This window comes from Thermolongibacillus altinsuensis (assembly GCF_004341205.1).
GTDB lineage: Bacteria > Bacillota > Bacilli > Bacillales > Anoxybacillaceae > Thermolongibacillus > Thermolongibacillus altinsuensis.
Map to the genome: position 1 here is coordinate 21222 of NZ_SLUL01000009.1, position 13978 is coordinate 35199.

The 13978-nt window shown below is 43.7% G+C and carries 18 protein-coding genes; 14 read left to right on the forward strand and 4 right to left on the reverse strand.

Annotated features, from left to right (window positions below):
• Positions 1-2: 2 nt before the first annotated feature.
• Both EDD69_RS09450 and EDD69_RS09455 read right to left on the reverse strand, forming a co-directional pair.
• Positions 3-176, reverse strand: coding sequence for a type II toxin-antitoxin system antitoxin (locus EDD69_RS09450; RefSeq protein ID WP_132948721.1), 174 nt, complete (start codon positions 174-176; stop codon positions 3-5).
• Between the two features lie 15 nt (positions 177-191).
• Complete coding sequence (locus EDD69_RS09455; RefSeq protein ID WP_132948722.1) at positions 192-1037, reverse strand: SPFH domain-containing protein; 846 nt, start codon at positions 1035-1037, stop codon at positions 192-194.
• A 306-nt stretch (positions 1038-1343) separates the two neighbouring features.
• On the opposite strand from EDD69_RS09455, the gene EDD69_RS09460 reads away from it, so the two are divergent.
• Genes EDD69_RS09460 through EDD69_RS09475 form a run of 4 tightly spaced genes read left to right on the forward strand, consistent with a single transcriptional unit; the run spans position 1344 to position 4932 of the window.
• Entirely contained in the window at positions 1344-2243 is a 900-nt protein-coding gene (locus EDD69_RS09460; RefSeq protein WP_132948723.1) for a metal ABC transporter solute-binding protein, Zn/Mn family, read from the forward strand.
• Positions 2244-2254: 11 nt separating this feature from the next.
• The gene (locus EDD69_RS09465; protein ID WP_132948724.1) at positions 2255-2995 is read left to right on the forward strand and encodes a metal ABC transporter ATP-binding protein; all 741 of its coding nucleotides are present in this window, start codon (positions 2255-2257) and stop codon (positions 2993-2995) included.
• A gap of 6 nt (positions 2996-3001) precedes the next feature.
• Positions 3002-4057, forward strand: a complete 1056-nt coding sequence (locus tag EDD69_RS09470) for an iron chelate uptake ABC transporter family permease subunit (protein ID WP_132948725.1) — start codon at positions 3002-3004, stop codon at positions 4055-4057.
• Positions 4054-4932, forward strand: a complete 879-nt coding sequence (locus tag EDD69_RS09475) for a metal ABC transporter permease (protein WP_132948726.1) — start codon at positions 4054-4056, stop codon at positions 4930-4932. Before EDD69_RS09470 ends, EDD69_RS09475 begins: the two co-directional genes overlap by 4 nt.
• Positions 4933-4948: 16 nt before the next feature.
• Here the strand turns inward: EDD69_RS09475 and EDD69_RS15350 are convergent, their stop codons facing one another.
• Positions 4949-5086 carry a hypothetical protein gene (locus EDD69_RS15350; protein ID WP_165871763.1) on the reverse strand — a complete coding sequence of 46 codons (138 nt, stop codon included), beginning with the start codon at positions 5084-5086 and terminating at the stop codon, positions 4949-4951.
• A gap of 180 nt (positions 5087-5266) precedes the next feature.
• Between EDD69_RS15350 and EDD69_RS09480 the strand changes: the two genes are divergently transcribed.
• The 3 genes from EDD69_RS09480 (at position 5267) to EDD69_RS09490 (ending at position 7825) form a co-directional block, all read left to right on the forward strand.
• The gene (locus tag EDD69_RS09480; protein ID WP_132948727.1) at positions 5267-6511 is read left to right on the forward strand and encodes an MDR family MFS transporter; all 1245 of its coding nucleotides are present in this window, start codon (positions 5267-5269) and stop codon (positions 6509-6511) included.
• Entirely contained in the window at positions 6508-7062 is a 555-nt protein-coding gene (locus tag EDD69_RS09485) for a histidine phosphatase family protein (RefSeq protein WP_132948728.1), read from the forward strand. Before EDD69_RS09480 ends, EDD69_RS09485 begins: the two co-directional genes overlap by 4 nt.
• A 112-nt stretch (positions 7063-7174) precedes the next feature.
• Positions 7175-7825: a TcaA second domain-containing protein gene (locus EDD69_RS09490; RefSeq protein ID WP_243643087.1), complete on the forward strand. Its 651-nt coding sequence runs from the start codon at positions 7175-7177 to the stop codon at positions 7823-7825.
• 24 nt (positions 7826-7849) lie between these two features.
• Here EDD69_RS09490 and EDD69_RS09495 read toward each other — a convergent pair whose 3' ends face one another.
• Entirely contained in the window at positions 7850-8479 is a 630-nt protein-coding gene (locus tag EDD69_RS09495) for an SIMPL domain-containing protein (RefSeq protein ID WP_132948729.1), read from the reverse strand.
• Between the two features lie 308 nt (positions 8480-8787).
• Between EDD69_RS09495 and EDD69_RS09500 the strand changes: the two genes are divergently transcribed.
• From EDD69_RS09500 to EDD69_RS15355, 7 genes are all read left to right on the forward strand, one after another.
• A complete protein-coding gene (locus tag EDD69_RS09500; RefSeq protein ID WP_132948730.1) occupies positions 8788-9477 on the forward strand; it encodes a 5-bromo-4-chloroindolyl phosphate hydrolysis family protein in 690 nt (229 codons plus the stop codon).
• Positions 9461-10612, forward strand: coding sequence for a toxic anion resistance protein (locus EDD69_RS09505; protein ID WP_132948731.1), 1152 nt, complete (start codon positions 9461-9463; stop codon positions 10610-10612). The genes EDD69_RS09500 and EDD69_RS09505 overlap by 17 nt, the downstream gene beginning before the upstream one ends.
• Before the next feature lie 73 nt (positions 10613-10685).
• Entirely contained in the window at positions 10686-11051 is a 366-nt protein-coding gene (locus EDD69_RS09510) for a rhodanese-like domain-containing protein (protein WP_132948732.1), read from the forward strand.
• Positions 11052-11124: 73 nt separating this feature from the next.
• Positions 11125-12765, forward strand: a complete 1641-nt coding sequence (cdr, locus tag EDD69_RS09515) for a CoA-disulfide reductase (protein ID WP_132948733.1) — start codon at positions 11125-11127, stop codon at positions 12763-12765.
• A 10-nt stretch (positions 12766-12775) separates the two neighbouring features.
• Positions 12776-13072, forward strand: coding sequence for a rhodanese-like domain-containing protein (locus EDD69_RS09520; RefSeq protein ID WP_132948734.1), 297 nt, complete (start codon positions 12776-12778; stop codon positions 13070-13072).
• 77 nt (positions 13073-13149) lie between these two features.
• The gene (wrbA, locus tag EDD69_RS09525; RefSeq protein ID WP_243643088.1) at positions 13150-13692 is read left to right on the forward strand and encodes an NAD(P)H:quinone oxidoreductase type IV; all 543 of its coding nucleotides are present in this window, start codon (positions 13150-13152) and stop codon (positions 13690-13692) included.
• 131 nt (positions 13693-13823) lie between these two features.
• Positions 13824-13973 carry a hypothetical protein gene (locus EDD69_RS15355; RefSeq protein WP_165871764.1) on the forward strand — a complete coding sequence of 50 codons (150 nt, stop codon included), beginning with the start codon at positions 13824-13826 and terminating at the stop codon, positions 13971-13973.
• Positions 13974-13978 lie beyond the last annotated feature (5 nt).

A 13978-nucleotide genomic window follows, 5' to 3' on the forward strand; every position in this document is an offset into this window, starting at 1 on the left:
ACTCAGCCCTCTTGCTCTTTTTTCTCTTTTTTTAACCGTCCTTCGCGTTTGGCGGCCTCGCGCAACAAAAATTCGATGTGGGCATTGACGCTGCGAAATTCGTCTTGCGCCCATCGCTCAATCACTTCGTATAAAGCGGGATCGATTCGTAATGGAAAGTTTTTCTTTTTTGCCATATCACTCCACGACCATCAATATAAAGTTCCGGTGTTGATGACCGGTTGGGCGCCGCGATCGGAAATGATCGCGACCATTAAGTTGTTGACCATATTGGCTTTTCGTTCTTCATCTAACTGCAAACCGCCTTCTTTGTCAAGCTGTTCGATTGCCATTTTCGCCATCGAAACAGCTCCTTCCACAATCTTTTTCCGCGCAGCTAAAATGGCTGCCGCTTGTTGACGCTGCAGCATCGCGCTGGCGATTTCCGTTGAATACGCGAGGTGGGTGAGGCGAGCTTCGATCACTTCGACGCCTGCGACATTCAATCGCTCTTGCAGTTCTTTCGCAAGAACGTCTGAAACAACGTCAGCATTGCCGCGTAACGTAATTTCTTCATTTTCAAACGTATCGTATGGATACTTGGTCGCAACGTGGCGAATCGCTGTTTCGCTTTGAATTTCGACAAACTGCTCATAGTTGTCAACGTCGAATATCGCTTTTGCGGAATCGATGACTTTAAAAACGACAACGGCTGCAATTTCAATTGGATTTCCTTCCACGTCATTGACTTTCAATTTCGCGCTGTTAAAGTTGCGAACGCGCAAGGAAACGGTTTTGTGAATGGTAAGCGGAACAGTCAGAAACAAGCCGCTATCGCGAATGCTCCCTAAATATTTTCCGAAAAAAATAATGACTTTCGCTTGATTTGGTTGAACAATTGTTATGCCGCTTGCCAGTACAACGGCAGCAAGACCGAAAACAATCGGTAAGAAAATTTCCTTTTCCATGATTGCTTTCCAAGCTGCTCCTGCTGCTAGAATCGCGATCAATAAAATCCCGACAAACCCGTTCACATACCATGCTTTTGTTTCTTTCATTTTTTTCACCTCTTATTTTATTTTGATATTTATATGATATCACTTTTTGAAATATATGTAAATAGTGAAATAAAAGATAAAAACACGTCGAAAAAAATAATTTGACACAATGGAAATAAAAGAATAAGATAAAAATGAAAGTTGCACTAGAGAAACTTTTTTAGATGAAAGAATTATTGTTTGCTTGTTCCATCTATGCACGATTTTTATGTGGTTGCATACGATAGGCGAAGCAAACGATTTTTTGGTCAAAAAGTTGCATTGAGGAAACTTTTATATCTCTGTACAACTTTAAGGAGGAGAAAAATGAAAAAATGGTGGATAAGTTTGGTTTGCATATTTTTCTTATTTGGATGCAGCAATGAAAAAAACGTGGGTGACAAAATAAACATTACGGTTACCACGGGCCAAATTGCCGATATTGTTGAACATGTCGGCGGTGATCACGTCCATGTCGAGGCGCTCATGGGACCGGGAGTTGACCCGCATTTATACAAAGCGTCGCAAGGGGATATCCAAAAGTTAAGTTCAGCTGATTTGATTTTTTATAACGGTCTTCATTTAGAAGGAAAAGTGGGCGAAATTTTCGAGAAGATGGAAAAAGAAAAAAAAGTGGTTGCCGTGGCTGAAGCGATTCCGAAAGAAAAGCTCATTGAAAATGATGGAACGTACGATCCGCACGTCTGGTTTGATCTTGATTTATGGTCGTATGCAGTGAAAGCGGTGCGCGATGAACTCATTGAATTTGACAAAGCGCATAAAGAAGATTATGAGAAAAATGCGGAAGCGTATATGGCGCAATTGACAAAGTTAAAACAGGAAGCGCAAAAAGAGATCGGCTCCATTCCGAAACAACAGCGCGTTATGATCACCGCACATGATGCGTTCCACTACTTTGGGCGCGCATACGACATGGAAGTAATCGGATTGCAAGGGTTGAGCACCGATGCGGAATATGGATTAAAAGACGTGCAAGAGCTCGTCAATACGATTGTTGAACGGAACATTAAAGCGGTGTTTGTAGAGAGCAGCGTATCAAAAAAAGCGATTCAAGCGGTTGTCGAAGGAGCGAAACAGCGCGGTCACGATGTGAAAATTGGCGGTGAACTCTTTTCTGATGCGCTCGGCGAGAAAGGAACGGAAGAGGGAACGTTTGTCGGAATGTACCGTCATAACGTTGAAACGATCGTAAAATCACTGAAGTAGGAGGGATGAGCATGAAGCCATTAACAGTCAATCAGCTGACGGTCGCTTATCAGCGCCAAGCGGTGTTAGAAGACGTTTCTTTTTCCGTGCCAGAAGGGAAATTGATTGGCATTATCGGACCAAATGGAGCAGGAAAATCCACATTAATGAAGGCGATTTTAGATTTAATTCCGCGCGTGAAAGGCGATATCTCTATTTACGGAAAACCGTATAAACAGCAACGCCATCTTGTCGGCTATGTTCCGCAGCGCGGTTCAGTTGATTGGGATTTTCCGACGAATGCGCTTGATGTGGTCCTCATGGGACGATACGGTCACATTGGGTTATGGAAACGCCCGCGCAAAGAAGATGTGGCGGTGGCGATGCAATGTTTAGAAAAAGTCGGAATGACCTCATATGCGAAACGGCAAATTAGCCAGCTTTCCGGCGGACAACAACAGCGTGTTTTTTTAGCGCGTGCACTGGCGCAAGATGCGTCGATCTACTTGATGGATGAGCCGTTTGTCGGCGTCGATGCCGCAACGGAAAAGGCGATCATCGAATTATTAAACGAATTAAAAGCAAAAGGAAAAACGGTGCTCGTTGTTCATCACGACTTGCAAACGGTGCGCGATTATTTCGACTGGGTGCTGCTTTTAAACAAGCAAGTGATCGCCGCTGGTCCGACGGAAGAGGTATTTACGTATGAGAATTTACAAAAAACGTACGGCGGAAAGCTTGCGTTTCTTTCCCCGCAACATGTCGTGAGGTGAGTAGCGATGGATGCAAATGTGCAATGGGTATTTACAAGCACGTTTTTGCTTGGGCTTGCTAGCGGCATGATCGGCAGCTTTGCCCTTTTGAAAAAGCAAAGTTTGCTTGGCGATGCGATGGCGCATGCGGCGCTTCCTGGTGTTTGTTTAGCGTTTCTTCTTTACAAAGAAAAGTCGCTTTTTCTCTTTTTTATCGGTGCAGCGTTATCAGGGCTTTTGGCAACGTTTTTCATCCAACAAATTGTCCGTTTCACCCGGGTGAAAGAAGATACCGCGATTGGGCTCATTTTATCGGTTTTTTTCGGAATTGGCATCGTGCTATTGACGTTCATTAATCAGCACAGTCAAGGAAACCAAAGCGGCATTAACGATTTTTTATTTGGGAAAGCGGCTTCGCTCGTTGAAAGCGATGTGAAAGTGTTAAGTGCGGTTACATTGACGTTAATTGCGCTCATCGCTCTCTTTTTTAAAGAGTTTAAACTGATTACGTTTGACCCTGCGTTTGCGCTCGGTCTCGGTTTGCCAGTGTCACTGTTAAATGGCGTGCTCATGTTTTTAATCGTTGCCGTTGTTGTGACAGGTTTGCAGGCGGTTGGGGTTGTGCTGATGTCGGCGCTTTTAATTACTCCGGCATTAGCAGCCCGCTATTGGACGGAAAAACTCGGTTGGATGGTCGTTTTAGCTGGTTTGTTCGGTGCTCTTTCTGGTGTGATCGGCACGTATTTAAGCATGCTTGCAACGGGAATGCCGACAGGGCCGCTCATTATCGTTGCCGCGACAATCCTTTTCCTTTTTTCCTTCTTATTTGCACCAAAGCGCGGCTTATTCAGCAAAGCGATTCGTCTGCATCGTTTGCGCTACGAGCATGTACTGAAACAACTGTATGAACAAGGACGAATTGAAATAAAGGATCATCGTTATCTCAAATGGTTAGAAAAAAGAGGATTCGTTCGGAAAGAACAAGAAAGTTGGTATTTAACAGAAAAAGGGATCAAGCGTGTCGCTGGATCTCACAAAAACGGTGTCAGTCAACCCATTCGTCGCTCGGAGGTGAGTCGATGAGCTATACCGCATGGATTTTGTTGACAGGTGCTCTTGTCGGTGTGAATTGCGGACTTGTTGGAACGTTTCTCGTCTTGCGTAAAATGGCGATGCTTTCCGATGCGATTAGCCACAGCGTATTGCTTGGCATTGTTGGGGCCTATTTAGTCAGCCATCAACTTCAAGGACCTTCGATGCTCATTGGTGCGCTCATCGTCGGTTTGTTAACGGCTTTTTTCGTTCAGTTCTTGCATCAAAGCGGCGTGCAAGCCGATGCGGCGATCGGTGTTGTGTTTACCGCATTGTTCGCCGTCGGTGTCATTCTCATTTCTTTATTTGCGGATCGCGTTCATTTGGACGTCGAACATGCGTTGATGGGAGAAATTGCGTTTGTGCCGTGGGATGTGCTCGAGATAAACGGAGTCACCCTCGGGCCCAAAGCGGTTTGGCTTCTTGGCTTCGTTTTGATCGTGAACCTATTTGTGATCATCGTCGGATACAAAGAATTAAAAATCAGTTCATTTGATCCTGAGATGGCGATGACGCTTGGTATCCCTGTGTTATTCATTCATTATGTTTTAATGGGGATGTTATCGTTAACAACGGTTGCTTCATTTGATAGCGTCGGAGCGATTTTAGTGGTTGCCATGTTGATCGTACCAAGTGCCACCGCCTACTTATGGACGGATCGTTTAAGCATCATGCTCGTCTTAAGCGCACTGTTTGGCGTTCTTTCTTCGTTCATTGGCTACATCTTTGCTGCTTGGCTGAATGTATCGATTTCTGGTTCGATGGCCGTCGCTTCTGGAGTGCTATTTACGCTCACATTCTTCTTTTCGCCAAAGCACGGCCTCATCGGAAAATGGCTGCAAAAACGGCAATCTCCCACTTGTTAAACAAGCGGGAGATTGTTCATTTATTCAATGATGCAATCATTTCTTCAATTAAGCTGATGTCATTGGTAATAAGAAAAGCAGGAAGCAACGCAAGAACAACGAGTACCGTCACATAAGACAGGACAACGTTTTTTAACGTTTTTACTATTTTCACTATGCCCACTTCCTTTAAAGGATTTTATTATATTTTCTTATTTTTCTGAAAATAAATCAATCATTTTTTATCAATGAAAATAGCCTATTTTGAAAAACAATTACATCAAAATCATAATGGTCTTTTTTAGAAAAAATGGTATAATAATAAAATCATTGATCAATAGAGAGGTGAGCGTGTGTGCGGATACGTGATTGGGATCGTAATTTACACATTCGCCTGATCGGCGAGTCGCTGATGGGGGTTACATTTTGGATGATTTTCCCATTCATCGCCATTTATTTTTCCGAGGCATTCGGAAAAGGAAAGGCGGGATGGTTGCTTGTTATTTCACAATTGTTTTCTGTCATTGCCAATTTGCTTGGCGGTTATTGTGCCGATCGGTTTGGTCGGAAACGAATGATGGTGTTGGCGGCGTACGGGCAAGCGGCGGCGTTTTTTTTATTCGCTCTCGTCAATTCGCCCTTTTTTTATTCTTCCATTTTAAGTTTTGTATGTTTTACGTTGATCGGAACGTTCGGTTCGCTTTATTGGCCGGCAAGTCAAGCGATGGTTGCGGATGTAGTTCCTGAAAAGGAGCAAAGCAAGGTGTTTGCGGTGTTTTATACGTTCCATAATGTGATGGTCGTCATCGGTCCGCTCATCGGCGGAGTATTTTATCCTACATATCGTTTTTATCTCTTTTTGTTAGCAGGCGTTTTTTGCATGATCATGGCAACGTTGCTTCTCATTTATTTGCGTGAAACAGCACCGCATCGGCGTCAAGTGCATGGTAAGTGGTATACGTTTTTAGCCGAACAATTCAAAAACTATCGGATTATTGCGCGCGATCGCGTATTTTTATTGTTTATTATCGCTGGTGTGCTCGTTGCACAAACGTTTATGCAGCTTGATATTTTAATTCCTGTATATATAAAAGAAGTTGTTCATCATCAAACGCTGTTTACGATTGGAGATTGGTCGCTTACATTAAGCGGTGAAAAAGCGTTTAGCGTGCTTATTGCTGAAAACGGATTATTGGTAGCATTGTTTACCGTTGCGGTGACAAAATGGATGGAACATTACAAAGAGAAATGGGTATTTGTGTTATCGTCTGTTTTTTATGGCATCGCGATTTTCCTTTTCGGTCAAACAACATCTTTGCTTGTGATGATGTTATTAATCGTTTTATTTACGTTTGCGGAGTTGATGGCGGTTGGACTCCAACAAACGTTTATTGCCAAATTGGCCCCTGAAGAAATGCGCGGGCAATACTTCGCTGCCGCAAGCTTGCGATTTACGCTCGGACGGATGATTGCTCCGTTGGCGTTAAGCTTGCCGTTTGCGCACCGTTGGACCTTCTTCCTCTTATGTATTCTTGCTTTTTTAAGCGCATGGCTATATTGGATCATGTTTCAACGTTTTGAAAGGGAGAGGCTGAAATGAACATTACACTCATTCGTCACGGACGGTCTGTGTGGACAAAGCGAGGATGGTTAACGCGTGAGCAATTTTGCGAATGGATTGAACGATATGATGCTTCTGGCGTGTGTGAAGATGACGACATCCCGATGGCGACGAGGGAAAAGGCAAGAGATGCTTCGATTCTTTTTGTCAGTCCTCTCCTTCGCTCGCGCCATTCTGCGGAACTTTTATGTCCATCGTGCCCCATCGAACAAAGCGCATTGTTTTCTGAAGTGCCGCTTCCTGATCCGCCAAAATGGTTGAAAGGGAAGTATCCTCTTTTTCTTTGGTTTTTGATCATGCGTTTTCTATGGCTGATCGGTTTTGGAGACGAGCCGTATATAAAGGCAAAGCAGCGGGCGAAACAAGCAGCAGAAACGCTGGTCAATCATGCAGCCAATGGACATGTTGTCGTCATTGGACATGGGCTGTTCAATCATTTGCTTAGCAAGTCATTAAGAAAACACGGTTTTTACGCAAGAAAAGTTCGTTGGAAACATTGGGAAGCGGTTACATTCGAGCGTCGTTCATAGACATGTTTTTATTTATATTAATATAATAATTTAGTAGTGCAATTTTTCACATATTTTCTCTTCCAACAAAATACATATAGAAGTAGAAACGATAAAAAAAGAGGGGAAGTATGTGAAACAACCAATACAAGGGGGTCTAAACGACGGAGCGATGACACGAAGCGAACGACGAAAACAAAAGCGAGTAATCGCATGGTCACTGTTTGCATTCGTTGTTAGCACGTGTGTCGCCATCTGGTTATGGGGTTCGATGAGCGAAGGAAAAAGCGCGCAGCGGGCGATTGAAAAATTAGAAGAAGCGTTGCGGGAAAAAGATATGGAGGAATTAGAACAGCTTGTTTACCTGCCGGGGAAAAAAATAAAAAAAGAGCAATTGGATCCGCTCTTTGCTTATTTGGAAAAGCATCCGAGCGGATATGACAAGATTCGCCGCGATTTGGAAAAACAGCGTGACGATCATGTTTACATAAAAGGATTAACGTCAACTCCACCGATTTTCTTAATGAAACTGTATGAAGGGCAGTACGTATTTGAACCAGCGCTCTATACCCTTTATGTTCAAGTCGATGAAAAAGGGGTGAGCATTTTCGTCAATGGAACGAATGTGCACAAAACGGAAACAGAAGCGTTTTCGGGAAAAGTCGGAACATACTTGCCAGGTCTATACGAAGTGAAAGCTGTCAAAGGAGATATTCAACAAACGAAACATGTTTCTTTATTTGGAGGAGAACGAATTCAAATCATTTCGTTTCAGTTAAAATAGAAGGCACGGTCGCTGCACCGTGCCTTAAAATCGTTCGGAATGATAAGCGAACACCGCTTGAACGGTGGCACTGATCGTCACTTCTTGCGCTTGAATGGGCGGTGCCCCTTCGGCAAGAACGGCGGTTTGCGCCATTCGTTTCACACTCGGAACCGTTGATGTTTCTTTTACTTGAAATGGAGTTTCGTAAAGCAGGACACCGAGCGTTCGGGCGATCGTCGCCGCCTTTTCCCGTGCATTTCTCACTGCTTGCGCCAACGCTTGCTGGTAATAAGGATTCGCATTTTTTAAAACAAATTGAATGTTTCGTGCCACGTTCGCTCCGTTTTCGGTAGCCGTTTCATAAATGGCTCCTGCGTTTTGTACTTGCCGTACCGTAATATCGAAAAGATGTTCGACTTCGTAGCCGATGATTTGCGGCGCTCCAGCTGTATAATCATATTTCGGATAAAGCGAAAACGAGACCGTCTCGATGTCATTTTCATCGATCCCAATTTGTTTAAGCGCTTGAATCATCGCTTGAGAACGCGCTGCATTTTCGGAAACGGCTTCTTTCGCGTTGCGATGCTCCGTTTTGACTCCAAGTGTAATGATGACCGTATCGGGTTTTGCGTGTACCTCCCCTTGACCGATGACGCTCATCGTTTCATTCATTTGGTTCCCCCCTTACGCCGCTTTGTCATGGTCTGCATCCCAATAATAAATGCGTGGAGCGTTCATGAGCCAAAGATAATCTTGCAAAAGCGAAATCGAAACAAATGCTATGCATGGCCAGTCTATTTTCATGGGTGCGCCTCCTCTATGACTCTTCTATACCGTATATTCGATCTTCCCTTTGTCTTATTCATCTTTTTTCAAGAAAATGAAACGAAAAAAGCCTTTTCATCGTAGTATAGTCATCATTTTCATTTTGGAAAAAAACGTAGTACAATGAAGTATCATAACGACTAGGAGGAAAAAAGATGAAACGGCTGTTGCGTACGATGTGGCGGTGGTTTGTGGCATGGAACGTTGGAATCGCTGGAACTTTGCTTGCGTTTTTTGCGTTTGATTGGCCATTTTTGCTGTCAATTCTATTCGGCGGCGGTGTCGGTTATGGAATCTCATTTTATATGAAACGAAAAGAAGCTCCTACCGTTTGGAAAGAGCCGCTCAAAGATGAACGAACGTATCGGCGGCAACAATTAAAAGAAGCACGTAAAAAAGTGCGCCGCATCGGGCAAAGCCGCTTTCGCATTCGTTCGCTCGCCATGTGGTATAAGCTATCCCGGCTTTACAACGTTTGTCAAAAAATGATCGATGCGGCTGAGCAGGAGCCAAGTCGCTTTCGTGCGGCGCAATCGTTTTTCAACACGACGCTCGATTCAATTGTGACGATTGTTGAAAAATACGTATACTTGACAAAGCAACCTGTGCGCAACGATGACATACGCAAGGCGATTCGCGAAGCTGAAACAATGATTGATACAATGATTTCAACAGCTGAAAATCAATTATTGGACATGCTTGAAGGGGACTTGTTCGATTTAGAAACCGAGATCAAAGTATTGAAACATACGCTGCCAAATGATCGTCCCCTTTCGCTAGAGGAGAGAAAAACGATCACGATCGACTTACGAAAGGAGCGAGAAAAACATGAACAAAAACGATGAAATGCTTTGGACAAGCTCTGTTGACGCTTTACTAGCCAATCCGTTTGGTGAAATTGCTGAAGTAAAAGAAGAGGAAGCAAAGCCGCAAAAACTCATTGATACGCTAAAAGAAGAACATCGCCAAAAAGCGATTGCGCTTGCTGAACAAATTGACCCGCGCAATCATCAGGCGATTTTGCAGTACGGAGTGGCGGCACAGGCGGAGCTGTCGCGTTTTTCACATTCGATTTTAAACCACGTTCAAAAGAAAGATGCGGGCCCTGTTGGGGAGATTATTCATGAATTAATGACGAAAATTAAGGAAGTGAACGTAGACGATTTTTCACCGCAAAAAAGCGGATTTTTCGCTCGGCTGTTTCAATCTGTGACCAATTCCGTTCAAGCGGTATTATCCAAATATCAAAAACTCGGTGTTGAAATTGACAAAATTGCTGACCAATTAGAAAAGCATCGTCAAGTGCTTTTTCGCGATATTATGATGTTAGAAACATTATATGAAAAAAATAAAGAGTATTTCGATGCGCTCAACATTTACATTGCAGCAGCGGAATTGAAATTAGAAGAATTGCGGACAAAAACGATTCCTGAGCTGGAGAAGAAAGCGGCGCAATCACAAAATCAAATGGATGTCCAAGAAGTAAACGACCTTATCCAATTTGCGGATCGGCTCGAAAAGCGGATTCACGATTTAAAATTAAGCCGGCAAATTACAATTCAAACGGCGCCGCAAATTCGGATGATTCAACATATGAACCAGACGTTAGTCGAACGCATCCAATCTTCCATTTTAACAGCGATTCCGCTTTGGAAAAACCAAATCGTGATCGCTTTAACGATGCTTCGACAAAAGAAAGCTCTAGAAGCGCAAAAAGAAGTAACGAAAACAACGAATGAACTGCTTTTACGCAATTCAGAAATGCTAAAAATAAACAGCATCGAAGCGGCAAAAGAAAATGAGCGCGGGCTTGTTGATATTGAAACGTTAAAGAAAACGCAAGAAAATTTAGTGACAACGCTTGAAGAAACGTTAAGAATTCAACAAGAAGGACGCATGAGACGCCAACAAGTCGAACGCGAACTCGTCGAAATGGAAGAGCAGTTAAAACAGCGTTTATTGTCAATGAAAAAGAGCTGACGAAACCATCAGCTCTTTTCTCGTTGATTTTTTATACCTATTAGGGTATGATGGTTACAGGAGGGAAGGAAACATGGTGTACGCAATCGCCTTTTTATTGTTGTTATATAGTTTATACAAACGATACGTTCCTGTATGTCATGTCAAGTCATTTTCGTTCGATGAGCTGAAAACAATGGATCCCAAAGAAGCCGTTTTTCTGGATGTGCGCGATTACACCGAAACTCCGATTATTCCGGATGCGATTCGCCTGCCGCTTGCTTATTTCAAAAGAAATCGCCACATTTTGTCAAACAAACCGATTGTGGTGATCGCTTCGAATGCGCTTGAAAAGAATGTGGCCATCCGCTTATTGAAACGCTGCCGGTTTCATGTAGAAGGATATTATATAGAAAAAAGCGAACAAGTTCATGAGTGGAAATTGTTAAAATGTCATTAACTGTTCAAATTTGTCTTCATGGCCGTCTGATATAATACGGTTACAGGTATTTGTATAAACAGGAGGGAGTATCATGAAAAAAATCGTGATTGTCGGCGGGGTAGCAGGCGGGGCTACGGCAGCGGCCCGTTTGCGCCGTTTAAGCGAAAAAGACGAAATTGTCATGTTTGAGCGTGGAGAATATATTTCTTTCGCTAACTGCGGTTTACCGTATTACATTGGAGATGTCATTCAAGAGCGCAGCAAATTGCTCGTGCAAACTGTCGAGGGAATGTCGAAACGTTTCCGAATCGATGTCCGCAATTTAAGCGAAGTGACAAAAATTAATCGCGACCGGAAAACGGTAACGGTGAAAAACTTGCGGACAAATGAAGAATATGAAGAATCGTATGATGTCCTCATTTTATCGCCAGGAGCAAAACCGATCGTTCCGCCGATTCCGGGAATCGAGGAAGCAAAAGCGCTCTTTACATTGCGCAACGTTCCAGATACGGACCGCATTCGTTCGTTTGTTGACAATGAAAAGCCAAAACGGGCGGTTGTCATCGGAGGCGGCTTCATTGGCGTCGAAATGGCGGAAAACTTAACGGAGCGCGGCATTCACGTCACCCTTGTTGAAATGGCGAATCAAGTAATGGCGCCGATTGACTATGAAATGGCCGCCATCGTCCATAAACATATGAAAGAGCACGGCATCGATTTGATTTTAGAAGACGGTGTTCAAGCATTTGAAAACGAAGGGCGCCGCGTCGTCTTAAAAAGCGGCCGAACAATTGATACCGATATGATTATTCTTGCGATCGGGGTGCAACCGGAAAGTCAATTGGCGAAAGAGGCAGGGCTTGAACTTGGCATTCGCGGTGCGATCAAAGTCAATGAACATTTGCAAACATCCGATCCAAACATTTTTGCGATCGGCGATGCGATTGAAGTAAAAAGCTATGTTCACGGCTTTGAAACGTTCGTTCCGCTTGCATGGCCTGCCAATCGCCAAGGCCGTCTCGTTGCCGATTATATTAACGGCCGCGATGTGAAATATAATGGAACGCTGGGCACATCCATCGCGAAAATTTTTGATTTAACCGTTGCGGCAACGGGATTAAATGAAAAAGTGCTTAAACAACACGGCATTTCTTATGAAGTCGTACACGTTCATCCAATGAGCCATGCAAGTTACTATCCAGGCGCGACACAAATGACGTTAAAACTGATTTTTGATCGCGAAGGGCGCATTTACGGCGCACAAGCCGTTGGGAAAGATGGAGTTGACAAACGAATCGATGTGATCGCCACTGCAATCAAAGGCGGTTTAACGGTATACGATTTACCTGATTTAGAGCTTGCGTATGCACCGCCATTCTCTTCAGCGAAAGATCCGGTCAACATGGCTGGATATGTGGCGTCCAATATTTTAGACGGCATGGTCGAAACGGTTCAATGGCACGAAATTGATGACATTGTCGCAAATGGCGGATTGCTGATTGATGTACGCACACCGAAAGAATTGGAAAAGCTCGGAGCCATCCCTGGTTCTGTGAACATTCCGCTTGATGATTTGCGCGATCGGCTTCATGAATTGCCAAAAGATCAAACGATTTACATTACATGTCAAGTCGGTTTGCGCGGATATTTAGCGGCTCGCATTTTAACTGAAAACGGATTCCGCGCGAAAAACTTAGATGGCGGCTATAAATTATACTCAAGTGTGAAATAGGGGGATTTTTGTGTTCGAAAATATTTTACCGCAAGAAGTAGAAACATTGCGTCAGCAAGAAAACGTAGAAGTGTTAGATGTTCGCGAAACGCATGAAGTAGCATTAGGAAAAATTCCAAACGCCCTTCACATCCCGCTCGGTCAACTGCTCACAAGACTAAACGAACTGGATCGCGACAAAACATATATTGTCGTTTGCCATTCAGGCGGACGCAGCGCTTTGGCGTGTGAATGGCTTTCAGAGCGCGGATTTCAAGTGAAAAACATGATCGGCGGCATGATGAATTGGGAAGGAGAGATTGAATAAGGCTGGCCAAAACGGTCAGCCTTTTTACTTTAATCTTTATCGCCGCATCGGTCAGGAAAACGATGCGGCGATAAAGAATGAAAATAGGTGATCATTCATACAATGAAGTGAAAGTGTTAAAAGTTCCTGAACTTGCGCCGCAAGAAGCGATTGAATCGAACCCGGCGTGGAAGGCGCATGTGGAGGCAACAAAAGATGTGCCGACCGTCACATTGAATGATTTAGAATGGGCAGATGCGATCATTTTCAGCACACCAACGCGTTTCGGAAACGTTCCTTCGCAATTAAAGCAATTTTTAGATACGACAGGTGGTCTTTGGTTCCAAGGAAAGCTTGCGAATAAGGTCGTCAGTGCGATGGCATCAGCAAGCAATCCACACGGCGGACAAGAACAAACGATTTTGCAGTTATATACAACGATGTACCATTGGGGGGCGATTGTTGTTACGCCGGGTTACACGGATCCATCCATCTTCGCGGCAGGAGGTAACCCATACGGCACCAGCGTCACTGTCGATCAAAACGGAAAGATGGTCGAAAATGTGGAAGCAGCCGTTAAATATCAAACAAAACGAACGATACAAGTAGCGCAATGGATAAAAAACGGATTGCAATCATAAAGCGATAGCTTTGGCGCTTTTTCATTTATATAGATTCAAGTTGAGTTTCCGACATATCTCATCATGAATAGAAAGGCTGCTTTTCTGCCATAGGCGGCAAGAAAAATCTTGCCGCCCGGCATGCTTCTAGCATGCCGATTCCGAACGTAAAACGCATGACAGACAAATTCATTTGTCTGATGGCGTTTTCGTTCGGAGAAGTGGCAGAAAAGCTTGTTTATGTCGGAAAAATTAAGCTTATCATATATACTAGAATGCTTTGCATTTTTATCAGTCTTTGAGCATA

What these genes read in the sequence shown, in the direction of transcription:
- EDD69_RS09485 (WP_132948728.1), top strand. Translation starts at nt 6,508, where the DNA reads ATGAACATTACACTCATTCGTCACGGACGGTCTGTGTGGACAAAGCGA.
- EDD69_RS09505 (WP_132948731.1), top strand. Translation starts at nt 9,461, where the DNA reads ATGAACAAAAACGATGAAATGCTTTGGACAAGCTCTGTTGACGCTTTA.
- EDD69_RS09460 (WP_132948723.1), top strand. Translation starts at nt 1,344, where the DNA reads ATGAAAAAATGGTGGATAAGTTTGGTTTGCATATTTTTCTTATTTGGA.
- EDD69_RS09470 (WP_132948725.1), top strand. Translation starts at nt 3,002, where the DNA reads ATGGATGCAAATGTGCAATGGGTATTTACAAGCACGTTTTTGCTTGGG.
- EDD69_RS09500 (WP_132948730.1), top strand. Translation starts at nt 8,788, where the DNA reads ATGAAACGGCTGTTGCGTACGATGTGGCGGTGGTTTGTGGCATGGAAC.
- EDD69_RS09510 (WP_132948732.1), top strand. Translation starts at nt 10,686, where the DNA reads ATGGTGTACGCAATCGCCTTTTTATTGTTGTTATATAGTTTATACAAA.
- EDD69_RS09465 (WP_132948724.1), top strand. Translation starts at nt 2,255, where the DNA reads ATGAAGCCATTAACAGTCAATCAGCTGACGGTCGCTTATCAGCGCCAA.
- EDD69_RS09475 (WP_132948726.1), top strand. Translation starts at nt 4,054, where the DNA reads ATGAGCTATACCGCATGGATTTTGTTGACAGGTGCTCTTGTCGGTGTG.
- EDD69_RS09455 (WP_132948722.1), bottom strand. Translation starts at nt 1,037, where the DNA reads ATGAAAGAAACAAAAGCATGGTATGTGAACGGGTTTGTCGGGATTTTA.
- EDD69_RS09450 (WP_132948721.1), bottom strand. Translation starts at nt 176, where the DNA reads ATGGCAAAAAAGAAAAACTTTCCATTACGAATCGATCCCGCTTTATAC.
- wrbA (WP_243643088.1), top strand. Translation starts at nt 13,150, where the DNA reads ATGAAAATAGGTGATCATTCATACAATGAAGTGAAAGTGTTAAAAGTT.
- EDD69_RS09495 (WP_132948729.1), bottom strand. Translation starts at nt 8,479, where the DNA reads ATGAATGAAACGATGAGCGTCATCGGTCAAGGGGAGGTACACGCAAAA.
- EDD69_RS15355 (WP_165871764.1), top strand. Translation starts at nt 13,824, where the DNA reads ATGCCGATTCCGAACGTAAAACGCATGACAGACAAATTCATTTGTCTG.
- cdr (WP_132948733.1), top strand. Translation starts at nt 11,125, where the DNA reads ATGAAAAAAATCGTGATTGTCGGCGGGGTAGCAGGCGGGGCTACGGCA.